Source organism: Bradyrhizobium sp. BWA-3-5 (assembly GCF_032917985.1).
In the GTDB taxonomy this organism is placed as follows: domain Bacteria; phylum Pseudomonadota; class Alphaproteobacteria; order Rhizobiales; family Xanthobacteraceae; genus Bradyrhizobium.
The window spans coordinates 5361980-5379988 of sequence record NZ_CP136626.1 but is presented as its reverse complement, the minus strand read 5'-3'; the positions used below and the strand labels follow the sequence as shown (position 1 = coordinate 5379988).

Here is an 18009-nt window from a genome sequence, read left to right as displayed (position 1 = left end):
GCTCAGCCTCTCCAAGAGAGAAGAGATGAAGTGGAACGCGCCGAAGATCGTAGAACTGCCGGTCGGCATGGAAATCAACATGTACGCCTATGCCAGCCGCAGTCGGTATTCCGGACGGTAGGCTTCGTTTGAGGTATTTCGCCTGTTGCCTGATCGGCCCGGTGCAGGTCAGCGGCGGGCGGGTGCCGTAACTTTGCGAGTTGGAGTAGCTTTGCGATGCTGCCACCTCGTTTTCACTGGAATGTAGTCAGTTCAATCGCTCGAATTCGTCCCCTAAGGAGGTTTTTGGCAAATGGCAAAGTTAAATATCAACGGCAGGGATCTCTCCGTGGATGCGGCCAACGATACGCCGCTGCTCTGGGTCATCCGCGAGCAATTGCAGATGACGGGCACGAAGTTCGGCTGCGGCGCAGGTCTCTGCGGCGCGTGCACCGTTCACGTCAATGGCGAAGCCGTCCGTTCCTGCCAGACCATGGTCAGCGACGCCGTCGGCAAAAAGATCACCACCATCGAAGGGCTTTCCGCCAAGGGCGACCATCCCTTGCAGAAGGCCTGGATTGCCGAGCAGGTGCCGCAATGCGGATACTGTCAGTCCGGCCAGATCATGCAGGCGGCAGCTTTGCTTTCCAAGAATTCCAATCCCACCAAGGATGAAGTGATCGTGCATATGGACGGCAATCTGTGCCGTTGCATGACCTATTCGCGCATTCAGAAGGCGATCATGCGCGCCGCATCCGAAATGCGGACCGCCTCCAACGCCTCGACCGAGCGGAGGGCCACATGAATAAGCACGTGAAAGTTACCGGCAGCGCGCCTGCTGATCTCAGCCGCCGCTCGTTCCTGGTCGGCTCGGCAGCCACCGGCCTCGTGCTCGGCTATGCCGCGGTGCCCGGCATCGATTCCTCGCTCGCCGCGCCCTCCAATTTCGAGCCTTCGGTCTGGTATTCGATCGCGCCCGACGGCATCGTCACCGTCACCTGCGGCAAGGCCGACATGGGCCAGCACATCGCCTCGACCATGGCGCAGATCGTGGCCGAAGAACTCGGCGCGTCCTGGAAGGACATGCGGGTTCAGCTCGCTTCCAACGATCCAAAGTTCAACGATCCCGTGCTTGGCGCGCAGATCACCGGCGGCAGCTGGAGCACGATGATGAACTTCGAGGCCATGAGCCGCGCGGGTGCCGCGGGGCGGATGGCGTTGACGGAAGCGGCTGCCGGCATCATGGGCGTGCCGGCCGGGGAACTGGTGGTACGTAACTCCACCATCTCGAATCCGAAGTCGAAGAAGTCGATGACGTTTGCGGAAATCGTCAAGAGCGGCAAGGTCACCAAGACCTTCACGCCGGACGAGCTCAAGGCGATCAAGCTGAAGACGGCCGACCAATACACCATGATCGGTATCTCGGTGCCGCAGCTCGACATTCCACCCAAGGTCAACGGCACAGCCAAATACGGCATCGACGTCATGCTGCCGGGCATGGCCTACGGCAAGGTGGTCACCCCGCCGGTGCGCTATGGCGCCACCGTGACGTCGGTCGACGATTCCGCCGCCAAGAAGATACCGGGCTTCATCAAGGCGGTGACGCTCGACGACAAGACCGGCAGCACGAGCGGCTGGGTGGTAGCGGTGGCCAATACCTATGCCAACGCCCGCAAGGCAGCCGACGCGCTGAAGATCAGCTATGACAACGGGCCGAACGCCAAGCTATCGAGCCAGTCATTGCTCGACGAGGCCAAGCGGCTGCAGGCGCTCGACGATTCCGGAGAGTTCTTCGTCAAGGACGGCGATACGGCAGCGGCCTTCGGGACCGCAGCCAAGGTGCTGGAGGCTGAATACACTACCAGCATCAACATCCATGCGCCGCTCGAGCCGATGAACGCGACCGCCGAGTTCAAGGGCGAGATACTGCACATCTATTCCGGCAACCAGTTCGCGACGCGCTCCGGGGCGATCGCGGCGGGCGCCGCCGGGATCGATCCGAAATTCGTCGTGATGCACCAGATGTGGCTCGGCGGCGGCTTCGGCCGGCGGCTCGATGCCGACATGATGGTGCCGGCGGTGCAGGCGGCGAAGGCCGTCGGCAAGCCAGTCAAGGTGATCTACTCGCGCGAAAACGACATGACCATGGACTATTCGCGTCCCCTGACCTTCCAGAAGGTCAAGGCGGGCCTGGATGGCGACGGCAAGCTGATCGCGCTCAATCACGACGTGGTCTCGGCCTGGCCGACTGCGCGGTGGGGAATCCCCGATTTCTTGACGCCCTCGGTCGACAAGAAGGGACCGCTGGACTCGTTCACGGTGAACGGCGCGGACTTCTTCTACTCCGTGCCCAATCACTATGTGCGTGCGATTAAGAACGAGCTCGCGCACAACGCCACGCCTTCGGGTCCGCTGCGCTCGGTGGCGCCGGGATGGACCTTCTGGGCAGTCGAAAGCATGATCGACGAGCTCGCCCATGCAGCCGGACAGGACCCGGTCCAGTATCGCATTGCGCTACTGGACGGCAAAGGCAAAAACGATGGCGGCGCGCAGCGGCTGCGCAACACGCTGCTCGCGGCGATCGGGCTTGCCGGCTACGGCACCAAGCAACTTCCGAAGGGAGAAGCCATGGGGGTCGCCTGCGTGTCCTCGCAGGAGCGGCAGACCGCAAGCTGGACGGCCTGCGTCGCGCATGTCGCCGTCGCGCCGTCGGGTGAAGTCAAGGTGAAGAAGCTGACGGTTGCGACCGACGTCGGTACCGAGGTGCATCCCGACAACATCCGCGCCCAGGCCGAGGGTGCGGCGCTGTGGGGCCTGTCGCTTGCGATGTACGAGAAGGCGACGCTGAAGGACGGCGGCATCGAGCAGACCAACTTCGACACCTACACGCCACTGCGCATGAGCCAGGTTCCGGAGGTCGCGGTTGCGGTGATCGCCAATGGCGAGAGGGTCACCGGCGTTGGCGAGCCGGCGGTGACGGTGGTCGCACCGGCCATCGGTAACGCCATCTTCAATGCCTCCGGCGCGCGCGTCCGCGCATTGCCGATCACGCCGGACGCCGTGAAGGGCGCGATGAAGGCGTAAGCCCCGGTCACAAGCAGCTAACAGGGACGATCTGCCGGGGCGTCTTCCGGCGGATTTCTTGTCCATGCACTGTCTAGCAGTAAAAATGCATGTGCTGCGCTGCTCGTCCTTCTCACGCAACACCAGGGTTCCGGTCCCTTTGCTGCCATATATCCCATCACGGTGGAGAGAAAGCCACCGAGAGCGTTCCCTGCGCGATCCGCTTCTCGAAGCGCGTATTCTTGGCGTACTCCTCGTTGAGGTGCACGCCATAGAACTCGCCAGCATGCGAATGCATATAGATCATATTCGGTCACGGTCTTCGCCACGTCTGCGGTATCGCGGATCTCGTAACAGTCCATGTTGGGTCGTTTGACCATGATTTCCGACTTCGATCTTCTTCGACAACGGTTTCGTACCGGTCCCTCGGCGTCTGCGAGCCTTGGAGTAAGCTATTGTGGGGCCGGATGCCGGAGGCTGATCGTCCAAATGGGAGAAGCCGTTCAATGCCAGCGTCTTTGAGCGAATGCTCGGACTTTTGCGTGTTTCGGCATTCCCGGACACCGATTCGAAATGTGGTCTCGCGCAAATCAGCGTTCCGACACCCCGCGCGGCGCCCTTTTGTATCGGCGCGGATCGTGGTTGAGTAGCTCAGCCATTCGGCTTTCGCCATGACCGATCCGATCATGGGGCTTTCCCGCACCCGGCTTTTAAGAGTAAGCCGCGTCATATCCGAGCCTGGGCCCAAGTGCGAGTGATGCACGGAGCGGCAAGCGGAAGCGTGTCGTCAGAGTCTCAAACTCCGACCAGCCCCGCGCTATCACACCAGCCTTAGTTCAGAATCGTTGCCCTGAGTGCGCATCAGCAGCTGCATTCTTGAATCATCCCGCATGATGAATAGATACCAAAAGCGCGAGTCAAATCGCCGCGACCACTGCCATCCACATACCTTAAGCCCCGATGATTCGATCATGGGCCTGAAAGTATCGATATGTGACCCCCTAGAACTTTCAAGCAAAACTATAAGGCCATTGCGCTTGAGATGCTTGCGTATTCCTGAGAAAAATTCACGATGCAAAAGCCACTTGTCGTCCACATATATACGCGGCTCAATATTTCTGATGTACTCCAACATATTGCGCTCAACATAGTGGGGCGGATTACCAACGACGAGGTCGAACTTCTCAGATTCAGGCAACGCAAGAAGCCCGTCGCCTTGATAAATCGTTACGCGATCCCTGATATTATTTTTGCATGCGGTATATTGTGCGGCATCAATGGCGGGACGATACAAATCGGCAAGACACAGACTCTCGCAAATTGTGCCAGCCAACATCGAATATCCAATAAACGCAGGACCACAGCACCATTCAAACATGCGCTGAAAGCGAGGTCTGTCTTTAAAGCAATTGAACAAATCTAGGTAATCATCTGCGTAGTCAACGCCTCCGCCATTTAGGTTTTCCGTATAGTACACAGAAGCGCCGTTCCAGGTTTTGCACTTGTAATCTGGCGTTTCACCAGCCGGCGTTGCGGGGGCAGACATCATCGGGCCGTGTCTTTGAAAGTTATTGGCGGCGCTCAACGTAAAGTCAGATCTTTCCAGTTACAACCTAAGACAATTGGTAGTAGTTGCGAGTCGGAATCGAAAATCATTTAGATATTGAGTCGTCCGTTCTTTAATCGCGGGCACGGTGTCAACCCCGATAGACAAAAATGATCCGCTGCCGGGTTCATGGTTCTTTCCGCGGTCGTCTCTATGCAGGAGCGCCGCATGGTGGCGTTCAAGAGGCGCGGCATCTCGATGTGAAGAGCGCGGTGCGCGTAACGCCCGCGGGGACGACTTCGAGATTGCCAACGCCTTCGTCCCGGCAGGGACGCATGTTCCGCCGAGGGCGGATCTGGAGTTGTTTAAGACTGGTTCATGCGGTGCGCATCTCTGCCTGGAACTCGGTGCCATCGGTCCAGATGGCATGGAGCATGACAGCCATTTTGCGTGCGACGGCAACCTTCGCCTTTTTGGCGCCGATGCGTTTGGCCAGCTTGCTGCCCCAGCGCTTGAGCGCAGAACCTCGTCTGACAACGGTCAGCAGGACGTTCGCGGCTTCGAACAAATAAGTTCGAACCTGATGGTCGCCGCGTTTGGAGATGCGGCCCGTGCGATCGATCTCACCGGATTGATGACGTCTTGGTGTTAGGCCGAGATAGGCGCCAACGTCGGCGGAATGTCTAAAGCGAGTGGGATCATCGATGGTAACGACGAAGGAGAGGGCAGTCAGGGGACCGATACCAGGAACGGTCATCATTCGCCGAACAGTCTGGTCGCCCTTTGCCACTGCCAGGAGTTGTCGATCATATTTTTCGATTTGCTCGGTCAAACAGGACTGGGCAAGGAGCAGCGGCGCGAAAATATCTTGCAAATCCGGTGCTTCAGCGAGCACGGCGTCGACTTTGCGAGCCAGGTTGGTCGAACCGGCCTTGCCGAGCACTATTCCGAGCCCCTTACACAGACCGCGCATCTGGTTGTCGAGATCTCGCCGCAAATTCACCAACTTGGTTCGAGCCGCCAACATCGAACGGGTTTTCCAGCTCTCCGCCCCCTTCACGGCAGCTTCCCGGTACCATCCCATGCGCGCCATTTCGGCCAATCCCTTGGCATCGTTCTGGTCCGATTTGTTGATGCGCATCGATAACGCTGCGTTGGCATGACGCGCATCAAGGCAGATGACGGGAAAGCCTAGCGCCCTGAGCTGGTGCCAAAGCCAATTGGATAGCGAGCCCGTTTCAAAAACGATCCGCTCAGCATTGCCGGCATGCCGCCGCAAGAGTTTAGCGATGGCCTCCGGATCGGTAGGGGCGTTACCTTCGAATGTCACGCCGCCGTTCTCGTCCAAGACGCAAATGCTGGTCTCTTCCATAGAGATGTCCAAACCAACGTACTGCTTCATAGAGCTGCTCCCTTTCGCTATTCCGCGGAGGCAGATCCTATCCAACATCGTGTCTTCGAGAAGCCGTCAGCCGCGATTATGCCATGTGAAGAACCAGCGCGGCGCCCGGCTCAAGCGATATTTTCGGCCGGGAGGGTATCGAGGAACGCGCGGATAATGACGCGCAAGAACTCTGCCAGCCATCGCAGGAGCAGGCCGAAGTTGTAGCCGGCGGCGGCGAGGACAGCGTTGATGCGGTCGCCGAGGCGCCCCTTGAGATAATTGCGGTCCATGCGGTGCTCGGCCTTGACGTGGCCGATGACGGGCTCGACAGCCGCGCGACGCTTCATCTCGCGGCGGATGGAAGCCGTGACGCGGCGGACCTGGCCTGAGATCCAGACCCTGAACCGATGCGGGTGGTTGTGGCCGCGATACCCTTTGTCGACGTGGATGCGGCGAGCCTCCACGCCGGTGAGCTTCTCCATGTCGGTGATCACCGGGCCGAGAGTGTGCCCGTCGAAGGGATTGCCATGCAGTGCCTTGGCATGGAGCACGAACTGTCCGCCCTTCGGAGACGTCACGGGGGTGGCGATACTGACCTTGCAGCCGAACTCGTAGGCGCGCGGGCTTTACCCTTGCCGATGCACTCGACCTCGGGGGCATGTAACGCATACACCTTCGGACCGCGCTGATGCTGATCCTGGCTGCGCACCTGCTGGGCTAAACCGAGCAGCGGGCCGAAGCGAGCTTCCAGCACCGCATCGCCATCAATCTTGCGGCGGATGTCGCGGATGATCCGGCCAAGCCGTGTCCGCAGGAACTTGAGCTGGCGCCGGGCGCGTTTGAACTGGTGGGCGTGGGTATAGCGGCCGACCATGATGGCGGCGCGCTTGGCCAGGCGCAGATAGCTCTGGCGCAGCGGCACACGATTGCGCTTGGCGAGCCCGACGAGCTTGATGATGGCCCGATGCATCAGCCGCGCGTCGGTCGGATGCGCAACTGCCTTGGGCTGCACTGTGGTATCAACGACCACCCGCTCCAGGTCCTTGGGGCCGATCGCGCCAGTCTTGTGCGCCACCGACAGACTTTCCTGGATCAGCGCGACGAGCTGTTCCTCGCCGAGCCGCTGGCGCCAGCGTGTCATCGACGATCGATCGAACGGCAGACGGTGGCAGAAGCTCAATTCGCCGCAGAAGTATTGGTAATAGGGGTTCTCGATCCAGCGAGCGCACAGCACCTCATCTGACAGGTTGTGCATGTGCTTCAAAATGAACAGGCCGGCGACAAGCCGCGTCGGCAGGCCAGGCTGCCCCGACCCTGCTTGGCACACCGAACTAAAGCGGTCATCCAGGATGTTCCAGTCGATCAGCGCCGCCAACCGCACCAGCGGGTGACCCATGTCGATGATTTGATCGAGCGCCGGAAGCAACAGGTCCTTCTGGCGATCATCCCGCGGTTTGCTCATCGCCTTCCCCAATGCCGATGACCCGCGGTCAGGGAATCATGAATCGCTCAAAAGCAAAATCCCAAAACGCAGGAAAGCGTGGTCCAACACACCGCTTTCCTGCAAAATCCAATACTATATCAAGACCGCTTCTGCTTATTTCTCAGGCCGTTCCGCATTCTTCACATGGCGTAATCGCGGCTGACGGCTTCTCGAAGACACGATGTTGGATAGGATCTGCCTCCGCGGAATAGCGAAAGGGAGCAGCTCTATGAAGCAGTACGTTGGTTTAGACATCTCTATGGAAGAGACCAGCATTTGCGTCTTGGACGAGAACGGCGGCGTGACATTCGAAGGTAACGCCCCTACCGATCCGGAGGCCATCGCTAAACTCTTGCGGCGGCATGCCGGCAATGCTGAGCGGATCGTTTTTGAAACGGGCTCGCTATCCAATTGGCTTTGGCACCAGCTCAGGGCGCTAGGCTTTCCCGTCATCTGCCTTGATGCGCGTCATGCCAACGCAGCGTTATCGATGCGCATCAACAAATCGGACCAGAACGATGCCAAGGGATTGGCCGAAATGGCGCGCATGGGATGGTACCGGGAAGCTGCCGTGAAGGGGGCGGAGAGCTGGAAAACCCGTTCGATGTTGGCGGCTCGAACCAAGTTGGTGAATTTGCGGCGAGATCTCGACAACCAGATGCGCGGTCTGTGTAAGGGGCTCGGAATAGTGCTCGGCAAGGCCGGTTCGACCAACCTGGCTCGCAAAGTCGACGCCGTGCTCGCTGAAGCACCGGATTTGCAAGATATTTTCGCGCCGCTGCTCCTTGCCCAGTCCTGTTTGACCGAGCAAATCGAAAAATATGATCGACAACTCCTGGCAGTGGCAAAGGGCGACCAGACTGTTCGGCGAATGATGACCGTTCCTGGTATCGGTCCCCTGACTGCCCTGTCCTTCGTCGTTACCATCGATGATCCCACTCGCTTTAGACATTCCGCCGACGTTGGCGCCTATCTCGGCCTAACACCAAGACGTCATCAATCCGGTGAGATCGATCGCACGGGCCGCATCTCCAAACGCGGCGACCATCAGGTTCGAACTTATTTGTTCGAAGCCGCGAACGTCCTGCTGACCGTTGTCAGACGAGGTTCTGCGCTCAAGCGCTGGGGCAGCAAGCTGGCCAAACGCATCGGCGCCAAAAAGGCGAAGGTTGCCGTCGCACGCAAAATGGCTGTCATGCTCCATGCCATCTGGACCGATGGCACCGAGTTCCAGGCAGAGATGCGCACCGCATGAACCAGTCTTAAACAACTCCAGATCCGCCCTCGGCGGAACATGCGTCCCTGCCGGGACGAAGGCGTTGGCAATCTCGAAGTCGTCCCCGCGGGCGTTACGCGCACCGCGCTCTTCACATCGAGATGCCGCGCCTCTTGAACGCCACCATGCGGCGCTCCTGCATAGAGACGACCGCGGAAAGAACCATGAACCCGGCAGCGGATCATTTTTGTCTATCGGGGTTGACACCGTGCCCGCGATTAAAGAACGGACGACTATTGAAGCGTTTATTTGGGCAGCAGCACTCTTCTGCCGCAACCGTATCGAAACGACGATGGTCTTGACATGATATCATGTCACTACGCTGGGGAGCAGATTGCTACCGTGGAATGCGCGCATCTTAGCTTGAAACATACCGTCAGAAGACGATCGCTCGCTTACTGAGTTTTCGTCCACAGCATGCCATCGCACCATACGTGCTCAACCTGTCCCCACGCGCAAGCGGCTGCGGCATCCGGGAAAAACCCACATCCATGGAGGTTAGCACTGGTATTGCAAAGCAGCGGAATACCCGTGAGTTTTTCATATTCCACGAGAAGTGCGGCGACTTTGTGCTGAGAGGTCCTGCAAACGGTCTGCAATCGCGCAGATTGGTCGAGATGTACAACAGCAGGGATTTTGTCGCGCCATTCTGCTCGTGTCTGGTGATCGAAAAGCATGTAGGGGTCCGGCGTTCCCGGACTGAAAATATCCGGGGCACGATCCTCCAGGCATATCGGCGCCACCGGCCGGAAGTGTTCGCGAAGTTTGATGTCGTTGAGATAATCCTTCATTCGCGGCGAAGTTGCGGCTGCAAGAATGCTTCTGCTACCCAATGCCCGTGGCCCAAGCTCGGCGCGGCCGCTAAGGAAAATCACGGGCTTGTCGCTGGCGAGAATGGTCGCAAGTTCACGCATACTCGACGGCGCGATCTTCCATTCTGGCGGGACATCGCTACGTTGCAGGGCTGGACCACTATAGACCGACCATTCCAATGGCACGAAGCCGTTGCCAGCCGCTAGTGCGGAGCAAGCGGCACCGATTGCCGAGCCACTGTCATTCGGAAAGGGCGGCACCCAGACAGCATCAAACAGGCCGCTAGCACGTAGTGCACTGTTCCATTTGATATTGAGACCGCAGCCTCCGGCTATGCACAAATTGCGCGGCGGTAAACACGAGTGCCGCTGCAAAGCAGTCGCCATTTCGCGTAGGAGCAGGCGCTCAAGAAAACAATGAAACGATGCGAGCACATCTTCGGGTGCCTTTGCCTTTAACAGGGGCGCGCTGGCCTCGAAGAAGTCATGCACAGCCCCAAGCGGGGAGCCCGCACCACGCGAGGACTCCGCGCTGTAACGATGGACAAGCTCAGTATCGGCCGCAAACCGCTTCTCATAGAGCTCCTGAAATATCGTGACGATATCTTCATCAACAGACCCGAGCGCGATGTAGGCCATCAGCTTGCCGGCAACACCGAGGTCCCAGCTGGTGCGGTTCGCCTGCTTATACGGCCCGAAGTGATGGCCCGCGACAGCATAGACTTGGCCGATCATCGGGAATAAGCATCCGAGGAACCGGGCTGCGCGGCGTTCTACATAATACAGACGTGGAAAGGTGCCCCCGTCCCACACCAGGCAGAACGCGGGTTGTCCGGCTTTGGCAAAAGGGCTAGTGCAGTATGCGGATGCCACATGGCCTGTGACGTGCGGATAACTTTTATAAGGAAAGACCGTGTCGTCGAGCATCAAGCCAAAGCCGTCGCGCGAAGTGAGAAGGCCTTCGGTATGGCGTTCAAAATAGGTCGCCCCTTTTAGAGTGAGAGGCGCCGCCCCACTGAGGACGTGGAACTGCGACTCTACTTCCCCCCACCAGCCGTCTATGACGAACTGATCGACATCCCGCGAGTCCAGACCGTGCTCCGCCAAAGCGAGAACAACTGCATCGAGATTGTCGATGCGCTGATAACGCGGATTGTTGCTCCGCTTTTCCTGCTCGACACAGAAGACAAGCCGTCCATCCTCGACAAGAGCGATCGCTCCGTCATGCGTCAGCTTGATACCGCAGATGCGCATAGTGTCTCCATAGCTAACGCTGGCAATTCGATTCTATCGAGTGAATCGGACGCTGAAAGCATGCAAGTAAGCAGTCGTTGAACGAGTCTTTCTGGCACTGCTCGAGCTCGATCAACCTTTAATTCCGCAAGTCTAAAGGCCGTCTCCCCAGCGCGAGATCCGATTGCCAGATATCTCGCCTTGCGCATTGCATGATTTGGGCCACTGCGAATCAGAGGAATCCCTCGCCGTCTCCCGCCTCAAACTCGCGTTGGCGATCAGCTTGGCGGGTTCCCAACATCGGCACGTGTGTTTTCAGACAGAAGCATGTGTTAGGCCCACCAACCGGGGAAGCGTTCTTCGAGGTAGGCCGCGAGCCGGGTTTTCCGGTCTCGGCTATCGATTCGACTTGTCAGGTCACGAGAGGTGCCGCAACACGCAGATCATCCATGCATCGATCATCGAGAGCTGCGGCGTAGAGGCCAAGCAGGCGAAGGAATGTGGGGTTGCTTTGCCGTCGCCTCGGCATCGACGGGTGGTTCGACCCGTGTCGTTTTGACGTGTGAAGGAGCAGGAGCGTCTCGGCTATTGGCATGAATATGATGCGAGAGAAGAGCCGCTGACGGCGGGACAACGAATGTCGCGTTTAGGTAAGCGAGTGCCGCTCGTGGTCCGTGAACGGGCCAGCGGCCGGCTGGGAGGTACGCAATGTTGCCACCGGCCGACAGCGCTCACGCTTGGGGAAGAAAAAGCCTACGCCGCGGAAGAGTTTGTCAGCAAGCTGCGCTCTCGATGAACGTAACGTCGCATTTTGCGCCACCGAGATGGACAATTGGCCGAGCGACTTCCTGAATCTTCTCGAAGAGGCATCTCACCTTCGAAGGCAAGTCTAGCGGTGGAGGTTGCACGTCGGTGCGCTCAAGAGCGTTCTCGACGTCCGATACGGCGCACAAGATGGTTCAGCCTGCACGGAGTTCTCATGGGAGGGCACGACCAAAATTCCCCCGTCTGCCCTCGCTGAGGTGACGAGCGGCCCGCCCCGCGGCAAGCTGCTATCGAGGGGTGCGCCGGATGGTCCGGCGCCGAGCCTCAAGCATGGGGAGCGGGCCAGATGAACGATGGCATTTTCGTGGGGCTGGATGTGCACAAGGCGACGATTTCGGTTGCAGTGGCCGAAGCGGTGCCCGGCGGGGAAGTTCGTAACTTCGGTATCATCCCTAATCGCGCTGATCAAAATTGCCAAGCTGGCGAAGAAGCTTGGCAAGGGTGACCGGCAGGTAAGTTTTTGCTACGAAGCCGGACCCTGCGGATTTCGCCTGCATCAACAATTGACGGCCCTGTGGCACAATTGCTGCAGGGGACGAGCCCCGACCTGAAGCGGTCATCCCTGCACTGCTGCTTTCAGAAGCACGCCAGCTTTTCTGGAATGGAAGCGCCGGAACGGGCCTTCCCAAAATCCGGCAAGAGTACCCTTCGTCAGCTAATCGTCAGGTAGCCTATCTATAAAGACCGGCTGCATATTCTGGACGTGATTGGACCTCGAAGAAGACGGGGATTGGCCCACCTGGGATGATTGCGCTTAGCCGCAATTGGACCAAAAAGGGTGTAGGTGTGTCCGGTCGCTCCTAATCGGGAGGGTATGAGAGGAGTTCTGCATGCGGAGCGCACGAAATCGACCCAGGCTAGCCGAGGTCGCCATGCGCAACACAGTGTCGATCGCATTTGGGCTCTCCCTGGTCACGGCTCCTGCGATGGCGGCCGATCTGCCGATCAAGGCTGTAGAGCCCGGACCGTACAATTGGACCGGATACTATGCCGGCGTTACCGCGGGTGGCGCTTGGGGACGGTATGATACGACGACAGCGGGTTCGTTTTTCGACGCGGCTGCGGCAGAGGATGTGACCGCGGCCGGAGACCAGCGCATCAAGCCGGGCGGCTTTGCTGCCGGCATCGAAGGCGGTTATAATTGGCAGTTCGGCAATCTGCTGGTCGGCGTGGAAGGCGACTTGCAAGCCCTCCACCTGAACGGCGCGACCACGAGCCTCGCGGGCTACCACCTGTCGCCAGGCAATTCTTTCACCGTCACATCCTATGGTAACGCCAATTGGCTGTTCACCGCGCGGCCGCGGCTGGGTTTCGTCACCCCGTACCAATGGCTCGTTTATCTCACGGGCGGTCTCGCGCTCACTCAGGTGCAAGCCGACTTCTCGTTTGTCGATAGTTTCGACGCCGCAGAATCAGGCAGGCTGAATGCGGTCAGAGCTGGATACGCGGTCGGCGGCGGCGTTGAGGTGCCGCTTACGGACCGCTTGAGCGTCAAGGCTGATTATCTTCATCTCGACTTCGCCGGTGCCGGAGGAGCGGTGACGGCGAACGTCGGCACCTCCGGCCAAGTCTTCACGCATTCCAGCGGCCTTCGGGCCGACATCGTCCGTGCGGGGTTGAACTACCGGTTCGGCGGACGCGACACGCCGGTAGAAGGCGCTCCAATCAAGTGGCTTAAGATGCCGGCCTGGAATCCCTTGGGCGATTGGACCATCGAGGCGGGTACCCGAGCCTGGTTCAGCACAGGCGTTGACGGCGAAGGACCGTTGTTCAACACTCCGCCTTTCGCGCTAGCATCGCGGCTGATCTACAGCGGCCTTGCCGTCTCCGGCGAGACCTTTGCCCGCGTCGATCACGTAAGCGGGTCTTTTGCCAAAGGCCATTTGGGAGCCGGCGGGATCATCAACGGACAACATAACAACGAAGATTTTCCCGCCGTAAACGCTTATTCCAACGCGAGGTCCGACGCCTCGGGACATATCGGCTATGCCACGATCGACCTCGGCTACAATTTCCTGAGAGCGCCCGGCGCCAAAGTCGGCGCGTTCGTCGGCTATAACTACTTTGCCCAGGCGATCAACACCTATGGATGTACTCAACTTGCGGCTGACGTTACTTGCGCACGGCCATCTCCGTCGAGGCTTCTCGGGCTTACCGAGAATGATCATTTCAATTCGCTGCGCATCGGCTTGTCCAGCGAAGTCATGCTGACCGAGCGGCTGCGATTGACCGGAGATGCTGCCTTCGTACCCTGGGTCACCTACAAAGGGCTGGACAACCATCTGTGGCGTCAATTGCTCGGCCCGGACGCTTCCGACAGCGGGACCGGGGTCATGCTGGAGGCTGCGCTGGACTACAGGGTCACCGACGCCTGGAGCATCGGACTTGGTGGGCGGTACTGGGCTTGGCAGATGAACACCGGGACGGCAGGGTTCGTCAACCTGACCAATCCGGCCGAGGATTCCGTCCAGCCACAGCGGGCCAGCACGGAGCGCTACGGCTTGTTCGTGCAGTCGAGCTATCGCTGGGGCAATTCCGCGCTTTATGTCGAAGGTCTCGCCTTGCCCACCAAGGCTCCTGCACTCGCGACGCGTCCGATGGACTGGAGGGGATTCTATGTAGGAGGTTACCTGGGTGGAGGCCGCAGTGACAGCCGCTGGTCCGATCCGTTCGGGTCAACGGATGGCGCGAATGGCGCCGTCAATGTCGCCGGTTTCGGCAACAAGACCATCGCCACCGGTCCACTCGGCGGCGGTCAGATCGGCGCCAACTGGCAATGGGGCCCTTGGGTTTTGGGCGCTGAGGCCGATCTTAGCGGAGCGCACATGCTTGGCGAGCAGACCTGCTTTTCCGGCATCGGCGGCATCAACTGCAAGCATACGGTCGATGCGATCGCCACCCTCACTGGTCGGGTTGGCTATGCATGGGGCCGTGCCCTTGCCTATGCAAAGGCCGGCAGCGCGTTAAGCAGGACAACCTACGACCTGTTGGCCGACACTGCCGCACTCCGCCTGGGGACCGGCGTCACCACCCAGGATACGTGGGGTTGGGTGGTTGGCGGCGGTGTCGCATATGCACTTACCAACCAGTGGACGGCATTCGCCGAATACAACCACATCGGCGTTCCCTCAAGGGTCGTTCCTTTCCCGACCGTTGACAGGATCAACGCGGAGACGATCAACGTGAGCCAGGATATCGACCTCTTCAAGCTCGGCGTGAACTACAAGCTTGATTTCCGCCTCGATGGCGGCGATCGGTCGCTGACGGAAAGTCCTGCCCATTGAGTGCGACGCTGATTGAGCGCTTGCCGTCGAACGGATGATCACCAGCGATGATTTTATCGATCGGTGCGCGCTGGCGTGTTCGCCGTCAGCGCCTGCGAGACAAATTGAGGGATTTGCGGAGGGAGCTCGTCCAATGAACCAACTGTAAAGCAGGTCAGCGACGTCGCCACGCAGCTGCCCCACCGCATCGAGCGATTTCCCTGTAAGGCCGACCTGCTCGGGCGCCATTGATCAGACTAGCAGGCTGGTAAGGAATGGTTCTGTGATCTCAGTGACTGACGGCTCCTTTTCTTTAGAAGCGACGACGGTCACAAATTCGTTTTTGCGGTTCCAGCAGTGCCAAACATCGTGGACTTCCTGCCCACTGACGCGTTCATGCCAATCGAGGTGGATTAATCCAGAGCCACACTGAGGGCATTTTTCGTGATGTGCTATTGAGCCTGGTGCCATGTAGAACGTCACTCATTTCCCAGATACAGCATACGATTTCTGGTAGTGTCGGTAAATGATCTACATCAACGATATGCTCTTGTGGAGCACGCGCAGCGCACCAGGAATGTCCTGGTGCCCGCTCCGGAGCTAATTTCGGATTAACTCGGCCATTCCCAATCTCGAGAGGCATTCGCGTCGATTTTGCTGCTTCTCGGCGATGGCCGTCTAGCGACAGAAGACATTCAGACAGGCGAACGAGGTCTATCGATATGAGCCGGCTGCGGATATCAACCCGCACGACGGGCAAAGACTGGCGTAGCTCCCAGTGCGCACGTGATGGCCCCGACACCTGTCGCATCTTGGCAAAGATTGAAGGTCGCCTTGCAAGGCTGCCTCTGGCTTTCGCAGCCAAATGGGTCGCAAGAGATCGCCCCTGCTGTTGAGGGCGACCGAAATGAGCCAGAGGACGATGAACTGCACGGCGACATTCGCGGATGTGTCGGCAAATTGGAGGATGAAGGCGAGAAAGAATGCGGCCGTTTTCGCGTTTAGTGCTGATGCCGTCGCAGAAGCCCCCGACGCACCCCGATGGTCTGGAGGCTCGAAGGTGCGCGCCACGCGGGTCTTGAGCACGAGCCAGATGAGATACACGGCGCCCACCATCTTCAAAAAGGTGAATGCCAGGTCCTCGCCATGACGAGCGCAGATACGCCGACGGCGCCCGCCGAACACGTGGACAAAGGCCGGAGAAACCTTCAACACTCGATGCCAATCTTTCCGTTCTGCCGCCATCGTTCGCGCCACTATATAGAAGATGCCTGGCCCCGCCTGATCGCCACAAGCAGCGACGCTGCCAAGAACAGGAAGGGTGTCGCGTAGGCTTCCGGACCCATGAAGATGGCCAGAGCGCGCCGGTCGGAGCCGGACGCCATTGTGGATTGACCTTCGCCAAGTGCCCGTACAGCACTCCGTGCTCTCCTTCGGTCTCATCGAGAAAGCGCGGCAAGAGCGTCGCAATCGGCCCGTCCGCGGTGGCCGTGACTAGGTTAGCGAGGCCGGCGGAGCAAATGGTCGCTCGGATGTTTCGACCTCGTCATCTTTAAAGGCGGGGGAACATACATACGGTTCTCCTTTTTCGGTGCTGAGATAGACAGATAGACCCAGCCTGGTGTGGTTAGACTTGCCAGTTATCACTGATTTTGACGGTCCAGTTGGAGGGGCATGGTCACTAGGACAATAGCCGCGAACGAAGCTGATCGACCGCCGGAACCAGAAGCTGACAGCCGCGCTCGATCGGGCGCCTCCAGTGCGGCGTAACCCGTGACAAGCCCGATAACGTCCGGCCGATGCCGGCGGCCAGGATGAGGGTGAAAGAGTGGGGCGACCGGATAGATGCCCACGCCTTTGACGCGAGCAGCCTCAATCAACGCTGCTTCGGACGTTTGGGTAGATCGCGAAACCAGACCACCACATGAAAGCTAGGCGGCTGGCGCCGTCGATTGGAGTAGATCGCCAAATCTGCGGCGCAAAGCGTCGAGCAGGTTTTGCCGCCGCTCGCCGTTGCGCGTCGGACTCGCTTGACATGTCTGTTGTATGCACCGGTCTCGAGCATCGTCGCGAGCGCTTCCTGCTCGATCAGCGGCGTGTGCCTGTCCATGATCTGCTTGGCCGCGGCGAACAGGCACTGGAGTTGAGAGGGCACCACCAGATAGCCGATCCTCAGCGTAGGCGAGAGCGTTTGGAGACTGTCCCAAGATAGATGGTATCCCGGCTAGCTGCGAGCGCGTGCAGCGGGGGACCGGCTTAGTGTCGTATCGGTACTCACTGTCGTAGTCGTCCTCGATTACATAGGCGTCGAATTTCCTTGCCCAGGCGAACTGGTGCCGACGCGCGATCGGCATGACGCCGCTCAGCGGAAATTGATGCTACGGCGTCACGTACGCGAGCCGCGCTTCGGTCTTCGCAAGCTGCTCCGTCCAGTCCGTCGATGTCGACCGGAATCGGCACGGCGGCAGCCCCGTGCCGCGAAGACGTGCCTTGCCATCAGCTAGCCAGGATCTTCCATAACGAACCGATCGTCGGAGTTGAGCAGCAGTCGCGCACACAGATCGAGCCCCTTGCTGGGAACCGTTCACGATGATGATTCGATCAACGTCGCGTCGCACGGTCTTCGAACGTCAGACATAACCCTGCAGCGCCATCCGCAGCCACCGAGAGCCGCAAGGATTGTTGTACGCCAATCTCGTGGGCCACCGTGTCATTGCAGCGACCCCCGGCTCTTTTCCACGTAAGCACGGGGGGAATCCGAAGGTGAGACGTCACCATATCGAAAATTTGCGAGGAGGTTGCGGAGATTGCTCCTCCGAGCGCGTCGCGACTTGTCTCAAACGCTCACCGTACCCCGACATTCGCGCCTTCCGTGACAACACCGCGACATACTGCGCACGCGCCCTCTGTCGACAACAACGCGCGGTCGTACGCCATGGCGGATCTCGATAAAGCCTTCCGCCGCGGAGTTGCTCATAGGCGATCGTCACAGTATCGCGAGATACGCCGAGTTCCGCGGCGAGTTGCGCCTTGAAAGTGCGTTGAAGTCTGCCGTCTGAGATGACGGCCGCGGCAAAGCCTAGCGAGTAGCCGCGAACCGAGTCTTGCGTGGCGTCCGGTAACGGCCGTTGCGAAGCGTAGACAG

At 59.3% G+C, this 18009-nt stretch carries 10 protein-coding genes and 2 pseudogenes; 6 read left to right on the top strand and 6 right to left on the bottom strand.

The features are described 5' to 3' along the window. Positions 1-25: 25 nt before the first annotated feature. The 3 genes from pqqA (at position 26) to RX331_RS25815 (ending at position 3063) form a co-directional block, all read left to right on the top strand. The gene (gene pqqA, locus RX331_RS25825) at positions 26-121 is read left to right on the top strand and encodes a pyrroloquinoline quinone precursor peptide PqqA (RefSeq protein ID WP_317258247.1); all 96 of its coding nucleotides are present in this window, start codon (positions 26-28) and stop codon (positions 119-121) included. 171 nt (positions 122-292) lie between these two features. After that, complete coding sequence (locus RX331_RS25820) at positions 293-784, top strand: (2Fe-2S)-binding protein (RefSeq protein ID WP_317252613.1); 492 nt, start codon at positions 293-295, stop codon at positions 782-784. Further along, positions 781-3063, top strand: a complete 2283-nt coding sequence (locus tag RX331_RS25815) for a xanthine dehydrogenase family protein molybdopterin-binding subunit (RefSeq protein WP_317252612.1) — start codon at positions 781-783, stop codon at positions 3061-3063. Before RX331_RS25820 ends, RX331_RS25815 begins: the two co-directional genes overlap by 4 nt. 799 nt (positions 3064-3862) lie before the next feature. Here the strand turns inward: RX331_RS25815 and RX331_RS25810 are convergent. From RX331_RS25810 to RX331_RS25800, 3 genes and pseudogenes are all read right to left on the bottom strand, one after another. Then, positions 3863-4627 carry a methyltransferase gene (locus tag RX331_RS25810; RefSeq protein WP_317252611.1) on the bottom strand — a complete coding sequence of 255 codons (765 nt, stop codon included), beginning with the start codon at positions 4625-4627 and terminating at the stop codon, positions 3863-3865. Between the two features lie 337 nt (positions 4628-4964). Continuing rightward, a complete protein-coding gene (locus RX331_RS25805) occupies positions 4965-5990 on the bottom strand; it encodes an IS110 family transposase (protein ID WP_317252521.1) in 1026 nt (341 codons plus the stop codon). A gap of 110 nt (positions 5991-6100) precedes the next feature. Beyond that, a pseudogene (locus RX331_RS25800) lies at positions 6101-7434 on the bottom strand (IS5 family transposase). 250 nt (positions 7435-7684) lie between these two features. Between RX331_RS25800 and RX331_RS25795 the strand changes: the two are divergent. Then, positions 7685-8710 carry an IS110 family transposase gene (locus tag RX331_RS25795; RefSeq protein WP_317252521.1) on the top strand — a complete coding sequence of 342 codons (1026 nt, stop codon included), beginning with the start codon at positions 7685-7687 and terminating at the stop codon, positions 8708-8710. A 416-nt stretch (positions 8711-9126) separates the two neighbouring features. Here the strand turns inward: RX331_RS25795 and nodU are convergent, their stop codons facing one another. Next, positions 9127-10797, bottom strand: coding sequence for a nodulation protein NodU (nodU, locus tag RX331_RS25790; RefSeq protein ID WP_317252610.1), 1671 nt, complete (start codon positions 10795-10797; stop codon positions 9127-9129). A 1090-nt stretch (positions 10798-11887) separates the two neighbouring features. On the opposite strand from nodU, the gene RX331_RS25785 reads away from it, so the two are divergent. Beyond that, positions 11888-12046, top strand: a complete 159-nt coding sequence (locus RX331_RS25785; protein ID WP_317252609.1) for a hypothetical protein — start codon at positions 11888-11890, stop codon at positions 12044-12046. A 427-nt stretch (positions 12047-12473) separates the two neighbouring features. Continuing rightward, entirely contained in the window at positions 12474-14885 is a 2412-nt protein-coding gene (locus RX331_RS25780; protein WP_317252608.1) for an outer membrane protein, read from the top strand. Positions 14886-16183: 1298 nt separating this feature from the next. On the opposite strand, the pseudogene RX331_RS25775 reads toward RX331_RS25780, so the two are convergent. Together RX331_RS25775 and RX331_RS25770 are read right to left on the bottom strand one after the other, a co-directional pair. After that, positions 16184-16481: pseudogene (locus RX331_RS25775) on the bottom strand (FMN-binding negative transcriptional regulator); the annotation flags it as partial. Between the two features lie 259 nt (positions 16482-16740). Beyond that, positions 16741-17022 carry a hypothetical protein gene (locus RX331_RS25770; protein ID WP_317252607.1) on the bottom strand — a complete coding sequence of 94 codons (282 nt, stop codon included), beginning with the start codon at positions 17020-17022 and terminating at the stop codon, positions 16741-16743. Positions 17023-18009: the final 987 nt, after the last annotated feature.

Bases quoted from the DNA above. Each gene is read 5' to 3' on its own strand.
- pqqA (WP_317258247.1), top strand. From the start codon at position 26: ATGAAGTGGAACGCGCCGAAGATCGTAGAACTGCCGGTCGGCATGGAA.
- RX331_RS25780 (WP_317252608.1), top strand. From the start codon at position 12,474: ATGCGCAACACAGTGTCGATCGCATTTGGGCTCTCCCTGGTCACGGCT.
- nodU (WP_317252610.1), bottom strand. From the start codon at position 10,797: ATGCGCATCTGCGGTATCAAGCTGACGCATGACGGAGCGATCGCTCTT.
- RX331_RS25815 (WP_317252612.1), top strand. From the start codon at position 781: ATGAATAAGCACGTGAAAGTTACCGGCAGCGCGCCTGCTGATCTCAGC.
- RX331_RS25805 (WP_317252521.1), bottom strand. From the start codon at position 5,990: ATGAAGCAGTACGTTGGTTTGGACATCTCTATGGAAGAGACCAGCATT.
- RX331_RS25785 (WP_317252609.1), top strand. From the start codon at position 11,888: ATGAACGATGGCATTTTCGTGGGGCTGGATGTGCACAAGGCGACGATT.
- RX331_RS25795 (WP_317252521.1), top strand. From the start codon at position 7,685: ATGAAGCAGTACGTTGGTTTAGACATCTCTATGGAAGAGACCAGCATT.
- RX331_RS25820 (WP_317252613.1), top strand. From the start codon at position 293: ATGGCAAAGTTAAATATCAACGGCAGGGATCTCTCCGTGGATGCGGCC.